This is a genomic window from Corynebacterium ulceribovis DSM 45146, from assembly GCF_000372445.1.
Lineage (GTDB): Bacteria > Actinomycetota > Actinomycetes > Mycobacteriales > Mycobacteriaceae > Corynebacterium > Corynebacterium ulceribovis.
The window spans coordinates 474724-496652 of the sequence record NZ_AQUY01000001.1; the positions used below are offsets into that span (position 1 = coordinate 474724).

The 21929-nt window shown below is 57.8% G+C and carries 23 protein-coding genes; 9 read left to right on the forward strand and 14 right to left on the reverse strand.

Going from position 1 to position 21929, the window contains the following annotated elements:
* Window positions 1-73: 73 nt before the first annotated feature.
* On the reverse strand, window positions 74-1372 hold the full coding sequence (locus A3EC_RS0102210; protein WP_018023529.1) for a protein adenylyltransferase SelO: 1299 nt from the start codon (window positions 1370-1372) through the stop codon (window positions 74-76).
* A gap of 32 nt (window positions 1373-1404) precedes the next feature.
* Here A3EC_RS0102210 and A3EC_RS0102215 point away from each other — a divergent pair, with 32 nt between their 5' ends.
* Window positions 1405-2370, forward strand: coding sequence for a winged helix DNA-binding domain-containing protein (locus tag A3EC_RS0102215; RefSeq protein ID WP_026162106.1), 966 nt, complete (start codon window positions 1405-1407; stop codon window positions 2368-2370).
* On the opposite strand, the gene scpC is transcribed toward A3EC_RS0102215, so the two are convergent.
* The 4 genes from scpC to A3EC_RS0102235 form a co-directional block, all read right to left on the reverse strand.
* Window positions 2371-3879 carry a succinyl-CoA:acetate CoA-transferase ScpC gene (scpC, locus tag A3EC_RS0102220; RefSeq protein WP_018023531.1) on the reverse strand — a complete coding sequence of 503 codons (1509 nt, stop codon included), beginning with the start codon at window positions 3877-3879 and terminating at the stop codon, window positions 2371-2373.
* A gap of 77 nt (window positions 3880-3956) precedes the next feature.
* Entirely contained in the window at window positions 3957-5852 is a 1896-nt protein-coding gene (pabB, locus tag A3EC_RS0102225) for an aminodeoxychorismate synthase component I (protein ID WP_018023532.1), read from the reverse strand.
* Window positions 5853-5866: 14 nt separating this feature from the next.
* Window positions 5867-7444, reverse strand: coding sequence for a succinic semialdehyde dehydrogenase (locus tag A3EC_RS0102230; protein ID WP_018023533.1), 1578 nt, complete (start codon window positions 7442-7444; stop codon window positions 5867-5869).
* A gap of 103 nt (window positions 7445-7547) precedes the next feature.
* Window positions 7548-7883, reverse strand: a complete 336-nt coding sequence (locus A3EC_RS0102235) for a hypothetical protein (protein WP_018023534.1) — start codon at window positions 7881-7883, stop codon at window positions 7548-7550.
* A gap of 210 nt (window positions 7884-8093) precedes the next feature.
* On the opposite strand from A3EC_RS0102235, the gene A3EC_RS0102240 reads away from it, so the two are divergent.
* Entirely contained in the window at window positions 8094-9032 is a 939-nt protein-coding gene (locus A3EC_RS0102240; protein WP_018023535.1) for a Bax inhibitor-1/YccA family protein, read from the forward strand.
* Between the two features lie 118 nt (window positions 9033-9150).
* Here A3EC_RS0102240 and greA read toward each other — a convergent pair whose 3' ends face one another.
* Together greA and A3EC_RS0102250 are read right to left on the reverse strand one after the other, a co-directional pair.
* Window positions 9151-9654 carry a transcription elongation factor GreA gene (gene greA, locus A3EC_RS0102245; RefSeq protein WP_018023536.1) on the reverse strand — a complete coding sequence of 168 codons (504 nt, stop codon included), beginning with the start codon at window positions 9652-9654 and terminating at the stop codon, window positions 9151-9153.
* A gap of 100 nt (window positions 9655-9754) precedes the next feature.
* Window positions 9755-10198, reverse strand: a complete 444-nt coding sequence (locus tag A3EC_RS0102250) for a DUF4307 domain-containing protein (RefSeq protein WP_018023537.1) — start codon at window positions 10196-10198, stop codon at window positions 9755-9757.
* Between the two features lie 120 nt (window positions 10199-10318).
* Here A3EC_RS0102250 and mca point away from each other — a divergent pair, with 120 nt between their 5' ends.
* The 4 genes from mca (at window position 10319) to A3EC_RS0102270 (ending at window position 13864) form a co-directional block, all read left to right on the forward strand.
* On the forward strand, window positions 10319-11242 hold the full coding sequence (gene mca / locus A3EC_RS0102255; RefSeq protein ID WP_018023538.1) for a mycothiol conjugate amidase Mca: 924 nt from the start codon (window positions 10319-10321) through the stop codon (window positions 11240-11242).
* Between the two features lie 6 nt (window positions 11243-11248).
* Window positions 11249-11662, forward strand: coding sequence for a hypothetical protein (locus A3EC_RS13150; protein WP_018023539.1), 414 nt, complete (start codon window positions 11249-11251; stop codon window positions 11660-11662).
* Window positions 11663-11968: 306 nt separating this feature from the next.
* Window positions 11969-13072: a 3-deoxy-7-phosphoheptulonate synthase gene (locus tag A3EC_RS0102265; protein ID WP_018023540.1), complete on the forward strand. Its 1104-nt coding sequence runs from the start codon at window positions 11969-11971 to the stop codon at window positions 13070-13072.
* A 21-nt stretch (window positions 13073-13093) separates the two neighbouring features.
* The gene (locus tag A3EC_RS0102270) at window positions 13094-13864 is read left to right on the forward strand and encodes an isoprenyl transferase (protein ID WP_026162109.1); all 771 of its coding nucleotides are present in this window, start codon (window positions 13094-13096) and stop codon (window positions 13862-13864) included.
* A 19-nt stretch (window positions 13865-13883) separates the two neighbouring features.
* Here A3EC_RS0102270 and coaA read toward each other — a convergent pair whose 3' ends face one another.
* On the reverse strand, window positions 13884-14810 hold the full coding sequence (coaA, locus tag A3EC_RS0102275; protein ID WP_040427882.1) for a type I pantothenate kinase: 927 nt from the start codon (window positions 14808-14810) through the stop codon (window positions 13884-13886).
* A 155-nt stretch (window positions 14811-14965) separates the two neighbouring features.
* On the opposite strand from coaA, the gene glyA reads away from it, so the two are divergent.
* Entirely contained in the window at window positions 14966-16270 is a 1305-nt protein-coding gene (glyA, locus tag A3EC_RS0102280) for a serine hydroxymethyltransferase (protein ID WP_018023543.1), read from the forward strand.
* Window positions 16271-16347: 77 nt separating this feature from the next.
* Here the strand turns inward: glyA and A3EC_RS12855 are convergent, their stop codons facing one another.
* The 3 genes from A3EC_RS12855 to A3EC_RS0102295 form a co-directional block, all read right to left on the reverse strand.
* Window positions 16348-17352, reverse strand: a complete 1005-nt coding sequence (locus A3EC_RS12855) for a flagellar basal body-associated FliL family protein (RefSeq protein WP_018023544.1) — start codon at window positions 17350-17352, stop codon at window positions 16348-16350.
* 106 nt (window positions 17353-17458) lie between these two features.
* The gene (locus tag A3EC_RS0102290) at window positions 17459-18088 is read right to left on the reverse strand and encodes a hypothetical protein (RefSeq protein ID WP_018023545.1); all 630 of its coding nucleotides are present in this window, start codon (window positions 18086-18088) and stop codon (window positions 17459-17461) included.
* A gap of 111 nt (window positions 18089-18199) precedes the next feature.
* Window positions 18200-18535 carry a hypothetical protein gene (locus A3EC_RS0102295; RefSeq protein WP_018023546.1) on the reverse strand — a complete coding sequence of 112 codons (336 nt, stop codon included), beginning with the start codon at window positions 18533-18535 and terminating at the stop codon, window positions 18200-18202.
* A 22-nt stretch (window positions 18536-18557) separates the two neighbouring features.
* On the opposite strand from A3EC_RS0102295, the gene A3EC_RS0102300 reads away from it, so the two are divergent.
* A complete protein-coding gene (locus A3EC_RS0102300) occupies window positions 18558-18923 on the forward strand; it encodes a hypothetical protein (RefSeq protein WP_156812799.1) in 366 nt (121 codons plus the stop codon).
* A 219-nt stretch (window positions 18924-19142) separates the two neighbouring features.
* Here the strand turns inward: A3EC_RS0102300 and A3EC_RS12860 are convergent, their stop codons facing one another.
* Genes A3EC_RS12860 through A3EC_RS0102315 form a run of 3 tightly spaced genes read right to left on the reverse strand, consistent with a single transcriptional unit; the run spans window position 19143 to window position 20841 of the window.
* Window positions 19143-19292, reverse strand: coding sequence for a hypothetical protein (locus A3EC_RS12860; RefSeq protein WP_018023548.1), 150 nt, complete (start codon window positions 19290-19292; stop codon window positions 19143-19145).
* Between the two features lie 33 nt (window positions 19293-19325).
* Entirely contained in the window at window positions 19326-19880 is a 555-nt protein-coding gene (locus A3EC_RS0102310) for a flagellar basal body-associated FliL family protein (protein WP_018023549.1), read from the reverse strand.
* A 43-nt stretch (window positions 19881-19923) separates the two neighbouring features.
* On the reverse strand, window positions 19924-20841 hold the full coding sequence (locus tag A3EC_RS0102315) for a hypothetical protein (RefSeq protein ID WP_018023550.1): 918 nt from the start codon (window positions 20839-20841) through the stop codon (window positions 19924-19926).
* Between the two features lie 191 nt (window positions 20842-21032).
* Between A3EC_RS0102315 and A3EC_RS0102320 the strand changes: the two genes are divergently transcribed.
* A complete protein-coding gene (locus A3EC_RS0102320) occupies window positions 21033-21833 on the forward strand; it encodes an enoyl-CoA hydratase-related protein (RefSeq protein WP_018023551.1) in 801 nt (266 codons plus the stop codon).
* Window positions 21834-21929: the final 96 nt, after the last annotated feature.

Sequence of the window (21929 nt, forward strand, 5' to 3'; positions counted from 1 at the left end):
TTTCTGTTGTTAGATTTTTAGGTCTAGGTGCTTAGACTCCCGGGGCCGCAATTCCGTTCCCGTCAACCAGACGCTACGTCCCGCAGAAGGTCACATATGGGCCGAACTCTTCCGGCTCGTTGCCTTCAAAATCGGCGAACTCGTCGCGTCGCTCATACGGGCTAGTCAGCGCACTAAACAGGCGATTGAACAGCCCCAAGTCGCCAATACCGTCCCCAGCTAAATTGTCACCGACGGCGGTCTGCAGCGCAGCTTCCACCAAGTCATTGCGCGGCACGTATACGGGCTCCCGGTATTGGGACTGGGCGGCGCGCATTGCGGCGGCCATGTTCTCGTCAAAAAGCTCAAATACGCCCTGTACCCGGCTGAGCGATTCATTGACACCACCGACCATTTCCGGCAGCAACGTTTCCGCAAACCGCGCAAGGTTCCAACCGAGCGCCGCTGGCTGGTTTCCAAAGCGGTAGCGGCCGCCGCGGTCAATGGAGCTGAACACATCGTCGGGGTCACGCCGCAGCGTAAAAGCGCACGGGCCGTAGTCAATCGTTTCCCCGGAAATGGTGGTGTTATCGGTGTTCATCACACCATGCACAAACCCAGCGGACATCCACTGCGCGACGGTGCGTTGCTGCACCGCCATCACCCGCTCAACCAGCGCAAAGTATGGGTCTTCGGTGTCGGCCAGCTCCGGGTAGTGTGCCGCGATGGCATAGTCTGCAAGCCGCCGGGTTACGCCAGAGCCGTCGTCAATCATTCGCGCGAATTGAAACGTGCCGACCCGCACATGGCTCGACGCAACCCGCACCAGCACGGCACCATGCTCGACTTGACTGCGCATAATCTTCCGCCCTGTCCGCAGCACCGCCAGCGACCGCGTCGTCGGAATACCGCGCGCATGCATCGCCTCACTGACCAAATACTCGCGCAGCATCGGCCCAAGTGCCGCGCGCCCATCGCCGCCACGGGAAAACGGTGTCGGCCCTGACCCCTTCAGATGGATATCCACGGTGCTTGTTGACGAAGTGGCCACTGGCGATGTCTTTGGCACCTTCAGCTCGCCAAGTAGCAATGCTCGACCATCGCCAAGCTGCGGCGAAAGCTGACCAAACTGGTGACCGGAGTAGGCCTGCGCCACCGGCTGCGCACCGTCAGGCAGATTGTGACCCAGCAAGAACACGACACCGTCGTCGGTGCGAAGCCACGCAGGATCTAAACCAAGGTCGCGGGCGAGTGGCTCATTAAGGACAACGAGCTCTGGAGCTGGGGCTTCTTCAGCTTGCCATGGGGCGGCAAGCTCCGGCAATGCGGCAAGATAGTTGGCGGACAGTGGGGGCGCAGACTGCGGGGCGGATAGCGACGCGGAAGTGCTCATGGCACCAGCGTAGGGGAACTATGCTCGCCAGTGTGGCGACTAAAATTTCGGAAACCGCAGAACTACGGGCACGACGATTATTAGCGCAGGGCATCGCCCGAAACCTAGGCGACCCGGTAGCAGCCGCACAGTGGATGTTGGCAGTACAAGCGCAAAACTACAACGCCGGAAAAGCACAGCTCGCGCTGCGTTCCGCCGACCCGAGTGGCGACATTGCCGCTGGGCGCATTGTTCGGACGTGGTCGCAGCGAGGTACCCACCACTTTTTGGCCGCCGAAGACGCGGAGTGGATGATGCAGCTGTGCCATCCCCGCATTGAGCGAGCAGCCGAGAAACGACGTGCTGGACTGCAACTAAGTGCCGTGCAGTTTGAAACCGCCAAGCACACCCTGCTTGATGCATTGCGCGATGGCCCCGTGTCCAGACCCGAAGCGTATGAACTCTTTGCCGCAGCTGGGGTGGACCCAGAAGGCGGCCGCGGACCCCATATCTTGCGGTCAGTCGGTAGTTGTGGCGGGGTAGTGCAAGCCCCACGCAACGGCAATATTGAACGCTTCATGCTGGTCGAACACCTGACACAGGATTCCGCCGACTTCGAAGGCGACGCTGCGCTGGCAGAACTTGCCCGGCGCTATATCCTTTCCCGTGGCCCAGTGACCGCCCAAGACCTGGCGTGGTGGGCAGGGATCACAGTGTCTGACGCGAAACGTGGTGTTCGCGCTGCGCTGGCGGGCCGCGGTGCCACCGATTTCGTGGAGATTGAACTGGCCGGCGGCAAGTATCTAATGGGTGCGTACCAGCTGGAATATTCGGACACGGATTTCGCGGCAGCGCTCGCTGCGGAATACCGCCTACCAGCTTTTGATGAGTACCTGATGGGGTACAAAGACCGCTCGGCCCAACTGCCGCGGGAACTGGTTGCGGAAGTCGGGCCGACGAAGAACGGCTTAGTGCACCCCTTCACCGTGCTAGACGGTGTGGTCACGGGGCGGCGCTAGCTACTGGCCCTTCATGGAGCCAGTTTTTTCAAAGTTGATGTGGAAAGACAGTGCGGTTTCTAGGTCATGCGGGGTCTGCATGTACTTGGAACTCTTTTGTGCGCGCTCCACATACTCTTCCAACAGCGGCTGGTAATCCGGGTGCGCCACCTTAATCATCTTTGCCACTCGGTCCCGCGGGGCTAGGCCGCGCAGGTCAGCGTAGCCACGTTCGGTGATAATCACCATGGCGTCATGCTCAGTGTGGTCAATGTGTGAGGCAAACGGAACGATGGCGGAAATATCGCCGCCCTTGGCAATCGACGGTGAGATGAAGGTGGACGCAAAAGCATTGCGGGTGAAGTCACCGGAACCACCGATGCCGTTCATCATGCGGGTACCAGCCACGTGGGTGGAGTTCACGTTGCCGTAGATATCCGCCTCAATCATGCCGTTGGAGGCGATGAGTCCCATTCGTCGAATCACTTCTGGGCTATTGGAAATCTGCAACGGCCGCAGCACCAGGTGCTCCCGGTAGCGCGTTGCTTCCTCGTTCATCTTGTCGGCGTATTCCGGCGAGAGTGCGAAGGACGTTGCCGATGCCACCGTCATTTTGCCTGCGTCAATGAGATCCAACATGCCATCCTGCACCACTTCGGTGTAGGCCTGAATGTTCTCAAACTTGGAATCCAGCAGGCCTGCCATCACAGCGTTGGGCACGTTGCCGACACCGGACTGCATGACGTACTGGTCATACTTCAATCGGCCGGCGGTGACTTCACCTTCAAGGAAGTCGAGGAAATGTCCCGCGATCTGCTTGGAGGTGTCGTCAATAGGCTTAAACGGGCTGTTGCGGTCCGGCGCATCGGTTTCCACCACCGCAACGACCTTGGTGGTGTCAATCTCGATGTATGGGGTGCCGATGCGGTCGCCGACATTATTGATTGGGATAGGGGTGCGGTTTGGCAGGTGCGGGACGGTGTAAATATCCGCCATGCCTTCCAAGTTTTCGGACTGCCAAGCGTTCACCTCAATGATGATTTTGTCGGCCTTTTCGAGGTAGTCGACGTTGTTGCCGACACCGGAGGATGGAATCAGGCGACCTTCCTTGGTGATGCGCGTGACTTCCACAATCGCCACTTGCATTTGGCCAAAGAAACCCTGTTCCACCTGCAGGCCGGAGTGGGAGAGGTGAATATCCTGGTAGCGCATCTCTGCGGCGTTAATCTTCGACCGCATTGTTGGGTCGGACTGGTACGGCATGCGGTAGTAGATGGCGTCAGCTTCAGCCATCACACCGTCGCAGTCCGGGGCAGTGGAGGCGCCGGTCATTATGTTGACCTGGAACTGATCACCGCGGCCGTGGAATTCCTTCGCCTTGTTAGCAATCGCGGTGGGCATGGCCTTGGGGTAGGCTGCGCCAGTAAAGCCCGACATGCCGATGGTGTCACCGTGGGCGATGAATTCGGCGGCTTCGGCCGCGCTCATCACTTTGCTGCGCAGCGCTGAGTTTGCAATTCGATCCGACATTTCCGATCCACTTCCATTCATTTCGGTTAGGAAAATATCTGAACTGCCTCAAGTGTGACACACACGACACATGGGTGCTACAAGTTTTGTAATTCCCCGCCAGTTGCCGCCAATACCGCCCGCGATTTCACCAACGTTTCCTCAAACTCCGCGTCAGGGTCGGACAGGTGCACAATTGCCCCACCCACTCCAAAACTGGTTTCGTCGGCGGTAGCCACCAAGGTGCGAATGACAATATTCAGATCGGCGCTACCGGTGCAGCCAAACCAGCCCAACGCCCCGGAATAGTAGCCGCGCTGCTGCGGCTCCAACTCGGAAATAATCTGCATTGTCCGAATCTTCGGCGCCCCAGTCATCGACCCACCCGGAAACGCCGCCGCCACTGCATCAGTTGTGGTCGCGCCGGGCCGCAGCCGCCCAGTAATGGTGCTGACCAGCTGGTGGACCTGCGCGAAGGTTTCCACTTCAAAGAGCTCCGGCACCTCCACTGATCCTGGCAGGCACACCTGCGTGAGGTCATTGCGCAGCAGATCCACAATCATTAGGTTTTCACTGCGGTCCTTCAGTGCCTGCGCCAAATCCACAATCAACTCGGCATCTTCCGCCACCGTTGCCCCTCGTGGCCGCGTGCCTTTAATCGGGCGGGCTTTCACTAAACCATCAGCATTGACCTGAATGAATCGTTCCGGTGACGCACACAGAATCGACATCTCCGGCGTCTGCAGAAACGCCCCAAACGGCACCGGGCTGACCCGCCGCAATCTCCGATAGGTCAGCCATGGGTCAGTCAGCGCTTGACCGCGCGCCGTATTGGTCAGGCACACCTCGTAGGTTTCGCCGTCCACAATTTTCTGTTTCGCTGTGCTTATTGACGAAAGGTATTCGGCCTTATTCTGATCAAACTCGAAAGCCATCCCCTCTGGTGCTGCGGGTTCCGGCAGTCGGTGCCGCCCCGAGTTAACCTCGTCAATAGCCGCGGCGACATTTGCTGAGCATGCTTCCAGTTCAGCTGCTGCTGTCAGATCGACGGCAGCTACCACATAGGCTTGCTTGGCGACATGGTCCACGACGATGGCGCGCTCGCACTTGAGCAACAACGGTTGGTCTAATTCATAATCCAACACCCCGATGAGCCCAGGACGAAATGGGAATGGGGCAGCCGGATCATCCAGTACCCGCCACGAGTCCACTTCTGCTTGAACCCGATCCAGCACTGAACCCGCCGCAGCAGAGCCAGAACAAGAACATGGTTCCCCAGAAGCCATGACGGAGAAGCGGCCATATTTTGAGTCCGGCAATGAGCTGTCGAGCCAGACGGCGGTGGCGCGATCACGGAACAAAACGTCAAAAAGCGATTCTGGGCAGGTGGGGAACGGCACCTCCTGCCACCACACGCGGCGCGCTCCGCAATACTCCACCGCGAAATTACGCAGCAGGTCGACGCCACCATGCGACGCAATGGACTCGGGGTGGAACTGCACACCCGCAAACGGCAATGACCGATGACGTAGCGCCATCACAGTGCCGTCGGCGACAGTGGCGGTGACCTCCACACACTCCGGCAGGGAAGTGGCGGCCAGCGAGTGATAGCGCACCACCGGCAGCGGGTTCGACACCCCCGCAAACAAGCCAGCATTGCTGTGATCGACCCAGGCGACGCGGCCATGAACAGGTTCGCTGGCATGGGTGACCTGCCCGCCAAAAGCATGCGCAATCAGCTGATGGCCGAGACACACACCCAGCACCGGCAACTCTGACTGCCGCAGCAACTGGGCGGAAATGCCCACATCCGACGGTCGGGTCGGAGTGCCGGGACCAGGGGAAATCACCGCCAAGTCGAAGTCAGACAACGGCAACGACGACCAGTCCGCAGTGTTTTTCACCACCGTCGGTTCCTGCCCAAACGCCTGGTACAGCAAATCTGCCAGGTTGTAGGTGAAGGAATCGAAATTGTCGATAAGGAGCGCGCGCATGGCTCCATTGTTGCTTACGTCAAAATGCGCAATGTCTTTCCGGCCCGCATAAGACCGCCGGCCAGCTTCGCGTAGGTTTCCCGCGGCAGCATCGGCATCGCAATTGGCATGATGCGCTGAACCGTCACTGTCTGCGCCTCGGTGAACCGCAGCAGCCCTTCGGCACCTTGGCGCCTACCCACACCAGAGGACTTCATCCCGCCCATCGGGGCATCGACACTGGCGAAACTTGCAGCGTAGCCATCATTAATGTTGACGGACCCTGCCTGCAGTTGCGTGGCAATCCGAACACCCGTCGATGGCTTTGCCCACACTGACGCATTCAGCCCATAAGAGGTGTCGTTGGCCTTGGCGATCGCTTCGGCTTCATCGGCCACGCGCCACACGCTAACGACTGGGCCGAAAACTTCCTCGCGGGCAAGTGCGGCGTCATCAGGAATGTCAGTCAGCAGCGTCGGCTCGTAGAACTGGGGACCAAGGTCTGGGCGAGCCTTACCGCCGGTCAGAATGGTTGCGCCCTTATCCACCGCGTCGGCCACCATCTGTTCGATCGTGTCCAATTGGCTTTGCGACGAAATGGCACCCATCTCAATTTCCCAGTCGAAACCGGCACCTAGTGTCATGGCGCGGACTCGGTCGACCAGCGCCGGGATGAAATCGTCCCAGACGCTATCGACGACATACAGCCGCTCAATGGACACGCAGAGATGACCAGAGTTACTGAATGCGCCGATAATGAGACCTTCTACTGCCGCGGTGATGTCCGCGTCGGAGGCAACAATCATTGGATTCTTGCCGCCGAGTTCGGCCGAAAAACCAATCAGACGGTCGGACGCCTGCTGCGCCAGTGTGCGGCCGGTGCTGGTAGAACCGGTGAACATGAGGTAGTCGCAGCTCTCGACGATGGCGGTGCCGACAACTGAACCCGGGCCAGTGACTACTTGGAATAGGTCCTTCGGCAGGCCAGCTTCCTTGAGTAGCTGCACGGCATAGAGCGCACTAAATGGGGTTTGGGAGTCGGGCTTGAGGACAATGGCATTACCTGCCGCCAGCGCAGCGACTGCATCGGATACCGACAGCGTGAGCGGGTAGTTCCAAGGTGCAATAACTCCCACAACGCCCACTGGGTGGTGGTGCACGGTGGTGGCAGTCATCCCAGGGATAGCTCCGTGGCGGTGCTGCGGACGCAACACCTTTGCGGCGGTGTTGCTGTAGTAGCGGGCGGTGATTGCGGTGTGCAGGTTCTCTTCAAATGCAGAGGAGCGGGCTTTGCCGGTTTCGGACTGGATAATGTCCAGCATCTGCTGTTCATGACGGAACAGCAGGTCATGGAACCGCGAGAGAATCTGGGCGCGTGCCTTCACTGGGGTAGCCGCCCACTCTTTTTGCGCGCGACGAGCGCGTTCGAATGCGGCGTCGACATCGTCGGCGGTGCCGATGGGGACACTGCCGATAACTGCACCATCAAACGGGCAGAGGATGTCGCGGTGTGGCCGTTCCGCTGTCACGGCAACGCTCTGCGCGAGACGGCTCATGAATGCATCATCGAGAACGGATAGACGTTGTGGCGTAGAGACTTCAGCGGTAGTCATGCTGTCCATCCAAGCCGAAAACGCGCAATAGCGCACTAGGTTTGCCGAACTCTAGCGCTATTTTTAGCTAGTTTTTACCTAGTTCGGCGTTCCCTAGTTCTCTTTAGTTCGGCGTGAAACCCAAGCGACGTGGTCGGTCCGGGTCGTGAGCTTGGTCGGCTTCGCGGCCATAAGTGATGTCTTCGTCCAAGTCGTAGTTGTCGAAGCGTCCTTCTGGGTCCGAGATGTCTTCCTCGAATGGATCGACATCCGGCTTTTCTTCTGCCAAGCGCTGATCCAGGGTTTCGTGCGGGTCGGCACCGCGCCACTTATCTGGCGCATCCATGACGTAGTTTTCGCCATCGCCAGTAATCACGGTCGCGTCCAATCCTTCAGAACCGTCCAGCGTGTTCTCGTCGAAATCGCCGGTGGTGTCCGCATCGTAGTTATCGCGGGACATGATTGCCTCCTCGGAATCGGGGTAAGACTTGGCGGGTAACTGCAGCGAAACTGCGTTATCCTCCAACTGTTTTCAGTCTACGCACCAATCGATTTGAACAACAGAGCCACTCGCACAATCATCGGAAGTTCCGTGGCGGGAACTAAACGGCAGCAGTTTGCGTTAAGTAGTTATAGAACGTGGATAAATTCCGCATAAGGAAGGATACAAATGCGCAGCAGTAGTAATCCGGCTTTTCGCTCCATGACGAAGAACGTTGAAAAGCAGGTTCGCACCGGTGGCATGGGCCACGGTTACGCTCAGCAGGGCTATGCCCAGCAGGGATACGGTCAGCAGGATTATGGCCAGCACGGCTACGGCCAGCCTGGTTACGGCCCGCAGGGCAACGGTCAGCAGGGCTTCGGTCAGCCTGGCTATGCTCCACAGGGCTACGGCCAGCCGCAGATGCCAGCTGCAGCGACTGAACGCCCAATGACCATTGACGATGTCGTGCAGAAGACCGGCATCTCCTTGGGCATCGTTATCGCGCTGGCAGCGGTGAACTACTTCATTGGCATGAACAACCCAGCGCTTGCCATGGCGCTGACTGCAGTGGGTGCCATCGGTGGCCTCATCACCGTGCTGGTGTACTCCTTCGGTAAGAAGTTCAACTCCGCACCAGTGACCATCACCTACGCTGCCTTTGAAGGCCTGTTTGTTGGTGGTTTCTCCTTCATTTTCGCCTCCGCGCAGTTCGGCAATGCCAATGGCGGCGCCATGATCTCCCAGGCCGTCGTTGCCACCTTGGGTGTGTTCGCCGGCATGCTGTGGGCTTACCGCTCCGGTGCCATTAAGGTCACGCCACGCTTCCAGAAGTTCATGCTCGGCGCGCTAGTCGGTGTGCTCTTCATGGCAGTGTTCAACTTGGCTGGTGCGATTTTCTTCGACTTCAACCCACTGCGTGACGGCGGCCCAATCGCTATCGGCTTCTCGCTGGTCTGCATCGTGCTGGCCGCGCTGTCCTTCTTGGTGGACTTCAAGGAAGCTGACGAACTCATCCGCATGGGCGCACCATCCAGCTACTCCTGGGGTGTTGCTCTCGGCCTGACTGTCACCTTGGTCTGGCTGTACACCGAAATCCTGCGCCTGCTCAGCTACTTCAACGACTAGCCGCTCAGGCACACCGGTGGGACAGTGCAGCTTCCCACCAACTGAAATAACAAGAGCCACCCGGATGCTTCCGGGTGGCTCCTTTTATACGTCAAAAAGCTCTGGCTTTTAACGCTTTTTACTTCTCGTGGTTCGGGTCGTACGGCTCAGCTTCCACGATGGTCACCGAAATCTCGGTGCCATTTGGCGCAGTGTACGTACGGGTTTCGCCGACGCGAGCGCCAATGATGGCCTTACCCAGAGGTGCGTCCGCAGAGTAGGTTTCCAGATCTGGGTTAGAGGTATCAGCGGCGCGGTTACCGATGAGGAAGGTTTCCTTGTCGTCCTCATCACCGTCGTAGTAGACGTGCACGACGGAGCCGACCAGTGCGACACCAGACTCGGTCGCAGCGCCGATTTCAGCGTGCTGCAGGATTTCCTCCAGCTGACGGATGCGCGCTTCTTCCTGGCCCTGCTGTTCACGAGCAGCGTCGTAACCAGCGTTTTCCTTCAGGTCACCCTCTTCACGGCGGTCGTTAATTTCCGCAGCGATGACCGGACGGTTTTCGTACAGTGCCTTCAGCTCGGCGCGAAGGTTGTCGGCCTGGTCCTGGGTTAGGTAATACTTCTTCGGGTCAGTCATTGCGCACACGCCTTCCGTGAATGAACGGGCAAAAATATTGAATTGACCACACTGTGGTCATAACCGGCGGCAATACTACCACCGCCGGGGCATCGGCCGCCTACTCCATATAGGAAGGCAGTTCCGAAGAGCAGCCATACTCGCTGATGGTCACAGCACGTTCCCGCGTAGGGATGCTCACTTCCAAGCGAATACCGCCGACATCATCGGGCTGAACGAGGAAGGAACGGCGGCCAACCTCGGCAACTTCATAATTCAATGCGTAGACCACACAGTAGGCCGGCTTTGCTGGGTCGTCACGGGTGACATCGACAATGGCGACAATTTCGTCGTCGCTGACGACATCCCAGCCAGCCGCAGTCATTTTGACATCCGCGCTCACGGTGCGGCCCATCTGCACATACATGTAGATGCCGGTCAGGGCCAGCATGACCACCAAACCGACAACAATCCATTTACCGCTGACCGTTTTACTGGAGTCTTCGCGGTTGTAGGTGGCTGAGGGTTGTTGCTCAGCAGAGTCCGACAGCTCAGGAATCGACATACCCGCAACATTACCTGCACTCCAGCGGAAACCCGATTTCATCCCTGCGGCTTGACTAGGGTCAACGGCTAGTAGACGCGTACACTACTTTTCGACAACGGTAGAAATGGAAGAGGATTGATGTCTACTCCAAGCGCACACACTGGCGCACACACCGACCGCACAGCAGCTACCGGTTTGCGGTTGATGGCACTGCACGCTCATCCAGACGACGAATCCAGCAAGGGTGCAGCAACCTACGCCCGCTACGTCTCCGAAGGGCATGAGGTTCTGGTTGTGACCTGCACCGGCGGGGAGATGGGCAGCGTACTGAACCCAGCCATGGACCGGCCGGAAATCCGCGACAATATCACCGAAGTCCGGATTGCAGAGATGGCGAGCGCCGCGGACATTCTCGGGGTCCAGCACAAGTGGCTGGGTTTCTTGGACTCAGGGTTGCCGGAAGGGGACCCACGGCCACCGGTGCCGGAGGGCAGCTTCGCGTTGGTCCCCGTGGAAGAAGCGGTGGTGCCGGTGGTGGAGGTCATTCGCCAGTTCCGGCCGCATGTGCTGGTCACTTATGACGAAAATGGTGGCTATCCGCACCCAGACCACATCCAGAACCACATTGTGTCCATTCGGGCGTGGGATTTGGCAGCAGATCCGGCGTATCGTCCGGAGTTGGGTGCGCCGTGGGAAATCAAAAAGATGTACTACACGCATGGGTTCATTCGACGTCGGCTGCTGACTATTCACCAGGACTACCTAGACCGCGGCGCACCATCACCGCTGGTCGAGGCGTTGAGTTTTTGGAAAACTGAAGGCGGCGACACGTTTGACCGAGTGACTACGCGGGTGACGTGCGGTGACTTTTTCGATAAGCGCGATGATGCGCTGCGGTCCCATGCCACCCAGATTGACCCGAACGGCCCCTTCTTTGCGGTTCCGCGGTCGGTTCAGCGTAGGCTATGGCCAACGGAAGAATTTGAACTTGCTCGTTCGCGGGTGCCAGTGAATCTGCCGGAAACCGACCTTTTTGCTGGTATCGACTCTGAAAGTGAGTAACTGACCATGACCAATGTGGTTGCCGCTATGGCCGCCTCTGCTGTGCCGCTGCTGTTGGCTCAGGCTGAAAAGCCAGGTCCGTTGGGTCCAGAATTTGGTAAAGCCTCCCCAATCGGCTTGGCCATTTTGGTTGTCATGTTTGTGATTTTGTTGCTGGTCGGCTGGGATATGGCCCGCCGTGTCAAGCGCATGTCACGTCGCCGCAAGTATGCCGAAGAGCACAACTTGGACTTCTTTGACCAGCTGGATCAGTCAGAAATTGACCGCAAGATGGCCGAAGAAATGATGCAAACCAATGTGCGTGCACGCCGCGGCAGTGTTGGCGGCGATGTTGCGGAGGACCAGGCCTCCCCGCAGCAGGGGCTTGATGACGACGGTGGGGATGTTTCTCGCCGTCAGCTGGATGACGACTCGGAGTAATTTGCATCACTTTAAGTGAGCAGTTATTGTGTCGATTATGTCCGTACAGCGATTTTATTTTGGTGGGGCTCCGGTTGGAGCCGATGACGCAGCAGCGTCGTCATCCCGCTGATTTCGCATGTAGCGGTACACAACCGGAGCCCAAGGCAGAGACCACAGTCTCTGCCTTTTGTCATTTCTCAACGAAGTGACCGGGCCACCGGACATCTTCGGGGGAAGCGACACCAGGGCGACACCCACTGACTGTCCACAACTACGCACCGATACGCACCGAACCAATATCCCCCGAAAGGCTCCTGAATTCCGATGAGCGCACCAACGTCCTTGGCTAATCCAGCATCCACGTCGAACCGTCGCGTTTCCGCTTTCCATGACCTGCCATCACCAGCTCAGCTGCTGGCAGACATTCCGCTGTCCCCGAAGATGGCCACAAAAGTGGAGGACACCCGTCAGCAAATCGCTGATGTTATTTCCAACGATGATGACCGCCTGCTGGTGGTTGTTGGGCCATGCTCGGTTCATGACCCAGTCGCGGCCATGGAATACGCCAACCGGTTGGCGCCGCTTGCTGATCGCTTGAGCCAAGACTTGTTGATTGTGATGCGGGTGTACTTTGAAAAACCACGCACCACCGTCGGCTGGAAAGGTCTGATTAATGACCCTGACCTGAACAACACCTTCGACATGGTCAAAGGACTGCAGGTTGCACGCCGACTGCTCATTGATGTGCTCAACACCGGCCTGCCGGTGGGTTGCGAATTCTTAGAGCCGAACTCCCCGCAGTACATTGCTGACGCCGTGGCATGGGGTGCTATCGGCGCGCGCACCACCGAATCACAGGTGCATCGTCAGTTAGCGTCCGGATTGTCGATGCCGATTGGTTTCAAAAACGGTACCGACGGCAACATTCAGGTGGCAGTGGACTCACTGCAGTCGGCGGCGCACCCACACTTCTTCTTTGGGCTCACCGACGAAGGTTCCTCCGCAATTGTTGAAACCGCAGGTAATGAAAACTGCCATGTCATTTTGCGGGGCGGTAGCTCTGGCCCGAACTACGACTCGGAGTCGGTGGCGCAGACACTTGAGGCGTTGGGCAAAGCTGGACGCCCACAGTCTCTAATGATTGATGCGAGCCATGCGAACTCGGGGAAGTGCCATGAACGGCAGGTAGAGGTGGTCCGTGAGATTGCAGAGCAAATCGCGCAGGGTCAGGATGGCATCGACGGCATCATGATGGAGTCCTTCCTAGTGGGCGGCGCTCAGAAGCTAGATCCGACGAAGCTCAAAGTCAATGGCAGTGAAGGGCTGGTCTATGGCCAGTCGGTCACCGATGCATGCATTGACTGGGACACCACGGTGGATTTGTTGGCGGATCTGGCACGGGCGGTCCGGGTCCGCCGTGGCCAATAGAAACCAACTAATGTTGATGGGGTGCAACTGATCCCGCAACTTCTATACCCCGTTTATGAGCGTCGTCTAGCTGCCCAACTTCGTGACAAGGCGCGACCGAACCACGTGGCCGTAATGTGCGACGGTAACCGCAGGTGGGCGCGGGAAGCGGGCTTTGAAGACGTCAGCCACGGACACCGAGTAGGCGCCCGCCGGATTGCAAACCTGGTTCAGTGGTGCGTGGACGCCAATATTCCGGTGGTCACGTTCTACTTGCTCAGTACCGAGAACCTCGGCCGCGACAGCTCTGAAGTGGAGTTGCTGTACCAAATCATTGGTGATGTTGTCGCTGAGCTGTCCGCACCAGAGCTCAATGCGAAGGTGCAGGCAGTTGGGCACTTAGAATTGCTGCCTGCGGAGTTTCGGAAGCGGATGGCGGAAGAAACTGCAAAGACAGCCGACCATGACGGTGTCATCGTCAATATCGCGGTGGGGTATGGCGGCCGACAAGAGATTGTGGACGCAGTGCAGGCCGTTGTGTCCGACAAAATTGAAGAAGGGGTGGCCGCTGGCGATCTGGCCTCCGCGATTACCTCAGATGAGATTTCCTCCCACTTGTACACCAAAGGCCAACCGGACCCTGACCTGGTGATCCGCACGTCGGGGGAGCAGCGGCTATCTGGTTTCCTGCTGTGGCAGTCCGCGTACAGCGAAATCTGGTTTACCGATACCTACTGGCCGGCGTTCCGTCGCGTCGACTTCCTTCGGGCGCTGCGGGATTACTCCCAGCGTAATCGTCGTTTCGGCAAGTAGCTGGTATCAGCGCAGCCAGCTACGCCTTGCGCATCCGAACTCGTTCGACTGCATGGTTCGGTCCTTTATGCAGGACCAACGAAGCGCGAATTGCCGTTGGTTTAATGTTCTCCACCAAGTTCGGCAAGTTGATTGATTGCCAGATTTCTCGGGCTTCTAGGCGCGCCGCTTCGTCGTCAAGCTCAGCGAAATGCTTAAAGTGTGCACCAGGCTGGCGGAAGGCGCTGTACCGCAACTTAAGGAAACGCTCAATGTACCAGCGTTCAATGTCCTCAGTTTTGGCGTTGACGTAGACCGAAAAATCGAACAGGTCGGAGATCATCAGCGTTGGGCCAGTCTGGAGGACATTGAGGCCTTCCAAAATGAGGATGTCCGGCTGATCGACAATTTCGTAGGCGCCAGAAACTCGGTCATACAACGTGTGCGAATACACCGGCGCCGGAACCTCGCGCACACCGGATTTAACCGCAGCCACAAACTGCATCAGCGCGTGCTGATCGTAACTTTCCGGGAAACCTTTACGGTGCATAATGCCGCGGCGGTTCAGCTCCTCGGACGGATGCAAAAACCCGTCAGTGGTGACCAAATCAACGCGCGGGTGGGATGGCCAACGCTCCAGCAGCACCTGCAACAGGCGGGCCGTGGTGGACTTGCCGACCGCTACCGACCCAGCCACACCAATAATGAATGGCACCGGCGGCATCTCTTCACCGAGGAATAGGGCAGTGGCGGTATTGAGGCGTTGCCGCGCTTCGACGTGGTAGCTGATGAGGCGGGACAGCGGCAGGTACACCTCGGAGACCTCGTGCAGGTCAATGTTTTCGCCCACGCCGCGCAGCCGATCCAGCTCAGTTTCGGTGAGCACTTGGGGCATTGATTTGCGTAAATGCCGCCATTGTTCACGGTCGAACTCGACGAACGGGGAAGCTGCTGACGAACGGGTCATACCTATTATTGTGCACCTAACCGGCAGGAGTATTGGTAGTTGGGCCAGAATAATTGGGATTTGGCTGCGCATCGCTAGACTAAGAGAAGTCCGATACCGAAACGGTGTTGCCAGAATCCGTCCTTCGAACTCCCACTGAAAGGTGCGTTCGCACTATGAACCAAGTTCCTCAGGCTGACGATGTCCGCTACCAGTCTCTTTCGCAGCTCGACCCAGAACTCGCTGCTGCTATGGATCACGAGGTGGCGCGTCAGCGTGACACCTTGGAAATGATTGCTTCGGAAAACTTCGTGCCACGTTCGGTGCTGCAGGCACAGGGCTCGGTGCTGACCAACAAGTACGCGGAAGGCTACCCAGGCCGCCGCTACTACGGTGGCTGTGAGCACGTCGACGTTGTGGAAGACCTAGCTCGTGACCGCGCTAAGTCGCTGTTCGGCGCTGAATTCGCCAACGTGCAGCCACACTCCGGTGCGCAGGCTAACGCTGCTGTGCTGATGGCACTGGCTGAGCTCGGCGACACCATCCAGGGCCTGTCGCTGGCACACGGTGGCCACCTCACCCACGGCATGAAGATTAACTTCTCCGGTAAGAACTACAACGTGGTTGCTTACGGTGTTGACGAGCAGACCATGCGCGTTGACATGGACAAGGTGCGCGAGCAGGCGCTGGCAGAAAAGCCGACCGTGATTATCGCTGGTTGGTCCGCCTACCCACGCCACCTCGACTTCGAGGCTTTCCGTTCCATCGCTGATGAAGTCGGCGCCAAGCTGTGGGTCGACATGGCGCACTTCGCTGGTCTGGTTGCTGCTGACCTGCACCCATCGCCGGTTCCATACGCTGATGTTGTCTCCACCACCGTGCACAAGACCCTCGGCGGCCCACGTTCCGGTCTGATTCTGGCGAAGCAGGACTGGGCGAAGAAGCTGAACTCTGCGGTCTTCCCAGGCCAGCAGGGCGGCCCACTGATGCACGTCATTGCTGCGAAGGCTGCGGCACTGAAGATTGCTGGCACCGACCAGTTCCGTGACCGTCAGGCTCGCACCTTGGAAGGCGCACGCATCCTAGCTGAGCGTCTGACCGCACAGGACACCAAGGCCGCTGGCGTTGAGGTTCTCACCGGTGGCACCGACGTCCACTTGGTCCTAGCGGACCTGCGTAACTCTGAGCTCAACGGTCAGGAAGCGGAAGACCTGCTGCATGAGGTTGGCATTACCGTCAACCGCAATGCCGTGCCATTCGACCCACGTCCACCAATGGTGACCTCGGGTCTGCGTATTGGTACCCCTGCACTGGCAACCCGCGGTTTCGATGCTGCTGCGTTCACCGAGGTTGCTGACATTATCGGTACCGCGCTGGCTGGCGGCACGAGCGTTGACGTTGAAGGTCTGAAGGCTCGCGTCCAGAAGCTGACTGAAAACTACCCACTGTACGAAGGCTACGAAGAGTGGACCATCCACTAAATCTGGCGTAACTAGCCAAGCCTAGACAGTAAAAACTGCCTCCCGCATGCCATGTGCAGGAGGCAGTTTTCGTTGTATTAAGCGGTCTCAGTGCCGGCTTCTTCGAAGACTTCCTCGAGGTTTTCAACGAAGTCAGAGACCACGCTGGCGCCGTCTGGGGTGCCAAACATGACCCAGCCAGTTTTCATTTCGCGCATGTAGAGGTTGACCATTTTGCCGTCGAAGTCTTTGGACGTAAACACCCAGCCGTCTGGCAGCCCAGAGGTCTTCTTCGCGTCCACCGATTCTTCCGGCTGATCCTTCAGCGTCAGAAATTCGATTGCCTTAATCTTGGATTCCTTTGGGTACAGGATGCAGTAGTACTGCTGGTTCGGGATGTCAGCGGCGGTCGTCCGCTTACTGCTGCGGCGGAGGCCGAGGAAATCATTGGTTTCGGTGTCCGCGGAGCACATGTCGATGTAGCCGTCCTTATCGACGATTGACTTCGCATTGAAGATGGTCGACTGTGTGGAGGTTGTGGACGTCGATGATTCCGTGGTGGTCGGGCTGCTGCTGGTTGAGGATGAAGAGCTGGTCGACGAACCGTCGGTGCTGTTTTGTGCGTCGTTCTCGCTGCTGCTTTCGCTGGTGGAGGCGCCGTCAGCGTCGACGGTGTCCGAATCGCTGCTCATGGTAAAGAAGATGCCGCCGGCAATCAGCGCGAGGACCAGCAAGGTGCCGGAAATAATGTAGACCAGTTTGTTGGTGTTGTTGCCTTGTGGCTCGTTCGGTCCGCCCGGCCCGCCGATGCCGCCAGGTCCGCCGGGCCCGCCGATGCCGCCAGGTCCGCCGGGGCTGAATCCGCTGCCGCTGCCGTAGCCGCCGGTGTTGTATCCGCCAGCCGCGCCGTATGCTTGCGAGCCTTGCTGTCCGTATGGCTGCTGGCCAGAGGTGTGATTCCAGCCGCCGGTTTGTCCGCCACCGTAGCCGTAGTCGCCGCTGGATTGGCTGCCGTAGCCGCCCTGGTTACCGTAAGGGGAGCCGCCTTGGTTGCCGTATGGGTCGCTGCCGCCTGAGTTCGGCGAGTATGGTCCGTTGTTCATTACAATTTCCTTCTATTTGTCAAGGCTTGATTAATGAATCAAGAATAAGTGGGTTGAGAGCTTTTTTCAGCTGGAAGAGAACCGGAAAGCCGGGATTAATTGGTTGCTATATCAACTTGGCGTCGGTCAGCAGCGCCTCAAGGTCTGCGACAAACCCATGGAATTTGTGTGCGGGCTTCGCTGTATCAATCACCACCCAGCCGTCAGCCAGTTCGCGGATAAACACAGATGAGGTGCCGGTTTCCACTACAAGCCAATCCTTCGGCAGTGCGGAGTCCGGGTGTCCTTCCGCGGTCAGCGTCGGTTCCACTTTCAGTGCCGACACTTCGATGTATTGCTGTTCTGGTTCGCGGTAGAGCAGGCAACTATTGCGCACATCGCCGGACCTCTCGGACACGGTTTCGTTAGGTTTCGAGCTTTTCAGCCGTGCCAGGCTCCCGTCATCGATGCCACAGAGCCGCAGTGTCCCGTTGTCCACGATAGAGTCCGGGTTTCCGGTGCCCGCCGTTTTTTCGCTTGTTGACGAGTATGTGGCGGTGCCTTCTGTAGTAGCAGGGTAGGGCTCGGTTGCTGATTGTCCGGCGGTGGTCGGTTGCAGCGCGGCCGCGGTCCGATTGTCGATGCTGCGAATGTAGAAGAACGTAATGGTGATGATGAGGCCTATTACCAAAGCAACAATGGCGATCACTCTGGTGACTGTGGCAGAGGTGGGTTCATACTCGGGAGTATCAGTCATCGCGGTATCTCCTTTGAATAGATAACGACGTTGCGGAACGTAACTGGGGTGTTATCTATGTGATGCAGCTAATGCTGAGAATGTTCCCTTAGTGAACCAAGAGTTTTTCAGCTAAAGCAATTCGGCGTCTTTGAGAAGCTTGGTGAACTCGTTGATGAAAGCGTAGTACTCCGAACCTGGGGAGGGGGTAGCAATCCCAATCCACCCATCGCGACCCTTTTGGAAGAAGACAGAACTGCCATTGTCCTTCGTTGCAGTCCAGCCGGGGACTTCCGAGTAAGACTGCGCATCATCGTTCAGTGCGGGCTCCTCTTTGAGCAGCACCACTTCGATTCGAGCTCGTTCTGGGGTTCGGTCGACCCAGCAGCGGTTAACGATGTTTGCTTGGTCTGCTTCCTTCACTTCGACTCTGCTAATGCGCAATGCCTTCTGGGTAGCTTTATCCATCTTGCAGGTATCTAACTGACCCTTGGAATTTTTAATCGAATCAGGGTTGGCGGTACCGGCAGTTGTTGATGACGCCGAGCTTGATGATGGCGGCTTCGACGTTGAGCTCGAACTTGAAGAAGTACTCGATGATGTCGACCGCGGTGACGATGTCGTAGGCGTCTGTGACGATGCACTAGAGCTAGACGATGCCGAGTTATCCGTTGCGTTGGTTTGCTCAGAGTCGTCGGAACCACGAAGGCCGAAAAACGTTGCGCCGCCGATGACGATGATGAGCAGCATGGCTGCGATGAACCACACTAACGGCCCGTTGCCGCCGGAATTGTTCTTCCCAGAACCTGGCGACTGTGGTGGTGGGCTACCTGGACCAAAAGAGTTGGATCCATAGCCGCCGAACTGTTGTTGACCACTGAACTGCTGTTGGCCACCGAACGGCTGCTGTCCACCATAAGCCCCGCCATGTGCCCCAAAACCTTGCTGTGGCTGCGAGCCGTAGGGCCCGTCGGCTGGCCAGAGGGCGCGCCGTAGCCGGAAAGCCGTTATGCGGCTGGTTGCTCGGGCCGTAGGGGCTTGGCGGTGTCGTCATAGTGGTTATCCCTTTTCAGCTCTAGTTCATTTGCGGGTCTTCGCCGCCGTCGCCGAGAAAGCCTCCGGCGCTGAGGGTGAATTCAATAGCAAGGAATGTCCGCTCGACAGCCTCTGGAGAGTCGGCTAGGGCGGAGAAGATGAAGTAACCGTCATTAAGCTTATGCACCATGTCCCACCAGCCACCGTCGGCTTGGTGAATGCTTCACACCGTACCGACCCCTTGGCGGCGGTCACCCTTGCCGTAGGTAGCTGGTGGCTGCTTCAGAGTGCCCATCACTACTGGGATATTGCCAGCAGTGGACTGGCAGAGGTTGATGACGTTGTCATCTTCGATACCGGTGTCTTCGAAACTGCCAATATTCCAGTTCTTGCGTAGCTCCGCGTCGGCGGTACACGGATTCAGCTTGCCCTGTGCATCAGTGATCGAAGTTGGGTCGCCGGTGAGCACGATGCTCTGTGACTGGTTGGACTTGTCGCTCGTCGACGGGGCAGCGGCCTCGGCAGAAGGCGACGTTGAGGTGGCCTTCGCATTAGTTTCCGAGTCGCTGCTGCCAATCCATACGAGCAACCCAAACACCGCCACCAACGCAATAACAACGCCCCCGACAATCTGCAACAGCTTTTTATTGCCGCCGCCTTGACTTGGGCCGCCCAGTGCGCCGTACTGCGGGGGAGGCCCAAATTGCGGAGAAGCGCCGAACTGTGGCTGACCATAGGAAGGTGGATTTTGACCGTAAGGGTTCTGAGGGGATGTCACAATGTGTTCCTTTTAATGAGGAGTCTGTGAGACTCGAGGCGAGCTATTCTGCTTCGCCTTCGACGAAATCGTCAGCAAATCCGCCGCCAAACAAGCTGTATTCCAGGCCTTTCATAGTCAGCGCGACATCTTCCAAGTCCGTGGTTTTAGCGGACAGTGAGAAGTAACCGTCCTTCAGCTTGTGGACGATGTCATACCAGCCGTCATCCGTCTTGAACACGCGCCATTCGCCGCCCATGCTCGGCTGTGACTCGCCGCGATTGTAAGCCAACGGCGGTCCCTCCAAGGCTGCCAGAATAACCGTGACACTCTTAGATTTGCCGCCGCAGATATAGCGGACATTGTCGTTCTTCTTTTCCATGTCCTCGAGGCCTTGAACCCGCCAGCTGGCCTGAATCTGCTTGTCAGCGGAGCAAGGGTTCAGCCGGCCTTTGCTATCAGTGATTGAATCCGACTGGATGAGAAAAGTCGTCGGGCCTCCTGACTCCGCTGGTGCAGTCGTGGTCGCCTCCGCACTGCTGGTGCTCGCGGTGCTGCTCGGGGTAGCAGTGAAAGTGGAGCTGTCAGTAGAAGCTGCTTCAGAACTGCTGGATTCGGATGATTGCGCCGTTGTCTCTTCCTCGTTGCCGGACAGTAGGAAATAGCTCCCGCCACCGATAGCAGCAAGAGCGATAAATGCACCGGCAACTAAAGCAATGACTTTGCCGGCACCGCTCTTTTGTGGCCCGCCATTTGGGGCGCCACAAGGCATTTGGCTGCCATAATTGGGTTGCCCGCCATAATTGGGTTGCCCGCCGTAATTAGGTTGTCCGCCGAATTGTGGCTGAGCGCTAAACTGCTGCTGAGCACCAAATGATTGCTGACCGCCGAACTGTTGCTCGGTGCCGTATTGCTGCTGGTCACCAAAATTAGGTTGGCCACTGTAGGGCTGCTGTCCGTATCCGTTGTAATTATTAGCCATTGTGCCTGCGCTGCTTTCCTAAGAGTTTCCTTGGATTGCGCTAACTATGTTTGAAAGGGAAAATTTTCCCACAGGACAACTTAGGTGCTATCTCGGCATTGAGTAGGGGTCGGAACCAACTTGTTATGTTGCGCCGTGAGGATTTGTGCAAAAGCAGGTCTGATGCCCCCTTAGTGTGGGAGTCTGGATGTATGAATTCAGATGTAAAAAACACAGAAGACGCGGTGCTGCTCCAAGAGCTCAACGACGGATTGCTCACCTTGACTATCAACCGACCAGCAGCCCACAACGGTCTAAACCAGGAGCTACGGCTTGCGCTGCGCGCCGCGTTTGAGTCGGTGAACAACAATGATGACATTCGCGCGGTCCTAATCACCAGCGCGGGTGACAAATTCTGTGTCGGCCAAGACATCGTCGAACATGGCCAAGACATGATGAATCGCACCAACCAGGACAAAGTGCACAAGGAATACAATCCAATGATCGCGGCCCTGCTGGAAATTAGAGTTCCAGTTGTCGCTCATGTTGGCGGCGCAGCAGCCGGTGCCGGCTGGTCTCTAGCAATGGCCTGCGATTTCCGAATCGCAGCAAACACCGCCAGCTTTAAAGCCGCATTCCCAACCATGGGGCTGGCAACTGACTGCGGTATGAGCAACTTGCTGCCGCAAGCCGTCGGTGTACCAAAGGCCATGGAAATCCTCATCTTTGATAAGAAACTGTCGGCAGAACAGGCCCTTGAACTGGGTGTCGTCAACGAAGTATTGGACGAAGACGCTGCCGCAACTCGAGCCGTGGCGCTGGCACAGCAACTCGCAGCCGGACCATCGGTGGCGTTCAAAGAGATTAAGCAGCTGGTCCGTAACGCAGCAGCAACCACCCGCGCCGCAGAGCTGGAAGCTGATGCACAGGTGCGCCTTGCCCAGACTGCCGACCATATGGAAGCTGTCCAGTCCTTCCTAGAGAAGCGACCGCCGAACTTCACCGGCAAATAGCACGAACCGGCCTGGGGCACACCGCCCCCAGGCAAGAAAGGAGCCAGCCGCGCGATGCGACTGGCTCCTTTTCTGTGTGGCTATGTTGTGGTTGCC

Coding starts and splice junctions, on each gene's coding strand:
- A3EC_RS0102240 (WP_018023535.1), top strand. CDS start 8,094: ATGCGCAGCAGTAGTAATCCGGCTTTTCGCTCCATGACGAAGAACGTT.
- A3EC_RS0102315 (WP_018023550.1), bottom strand. CDS start 20,841: ATGGCTAATAATTACAACGGATACGGACAGCAGCCCTACAGTGGCCAA.
- A3EC_RS0102290 (WP_018023545.1), bottom strand. CDS start 18,088: ATGACTGATACTCCCGAGTATGAACCCACCTCTGCCACAGTCACCAGA.
- scpC (WP_018023531.1), bottom strand. CDS start 3,879: ATGTCGGATCGAATTGCAAACTCAGCGCTGCGCAGCAAAGTGATGAGC.
- A3EC_RS0102265 (WP_018023540.1), top strand. CDS start 11,969: ATGAGCGCACCAACGTCCTTGGCTAATCCAGCATCCACGTCGAACCGT.
- pabB (WP_018023532.1), bottom strand. CDS start 5,852: ATGCGCGCGCTCCTTATCGACAATTTCGATTCCTTCACCTACAACCTG.
- mca (WP_018023538.1), top strand. CDS start 10,319: ATGTCTACTCCAAGCGCACACACTGGCGCACACACCGACCGCACAGCA.
- greA (WP_018023536.1), bottom strand. CDS start 9,654: ATGACTGACCCGAAGAAGTATTACCTAACCCAGGACCAGGCCGACAAC.
- A3EC_RS13150 (WP_018023539.1), top strand. CDS start 11,249: ATGACCAATGTGGTTGCCGCTATGGCCGCCTCTGCTGTGCCGCTGCTG.
- A3EC_RS12860 (WP_018023548.1), bottom strand. CDS start 19,292: ATGGTGCATAAGCTTAATGACGGTTACTTCATCTTCTCCGCCCTAGCC.
- coaA (WP_040427882.1), bottom strand. CDS start 14,810: ATGACCCGTTCGTCAGCAGCTTCCCCGTTCGTCGAGTTCGACCGTGAA.
- A3EC_RS0102250 (WP_018023537.1), bottom strand. CDS start 10,198: ATGTCGATTCCTGAGCTGTCGGACTCTGCTGAGCAACAACCCTCAGCC.
- A3EC_RS0102320 (WP_018023551.1), top strand. CDS start 21,033: ATGAATTCAGATGTAAAAAACACAGAAGACGCGGTGCTGCTCCAAGAG.
- A3EC_RS0102235 (WP_018023534.1), bottom strand. CDS start 7,883: ATGTCCCGCGATAACTACGATGCGGACACCACCGGCGATTTCGACGAG.
- A3EC_RS12855 (WP_018023544.1), bottom strand. CDS start 17,352: ATGAACAACGGACCATACTCGCCGAACTCAGGCGGCAGCGACCCATAC.
- A3EC_RS0102295 (WP_018023546.1), bottom strand. CDS start 18,535: ATGGATAAAGCTACCCAGAAGGCATTGCGCATTAGCAGAGTCGAAGTG.
- glyA (WP_018023543.1), top strand. CDS start 14,966: ATGAACCAAGTTCCTCAGGCTGACGATGTCCGCTACCAGTCTCTTTCG.
- A3EC_RS0102230 (WP_018023533.1), bottom strand. CDS start 7,444: ATGACTACCGCTGAAGTCTCTACGCCACAACGTCTATCCGTTCTCGAT.
- A3EC_RS0102210 (WP_018023529.1), bottom strand. CDS start 1,372: ATGAGCACTTCCGCGTCGCTATCCGCCCCGCAGTCTGCGCCCCCACTG.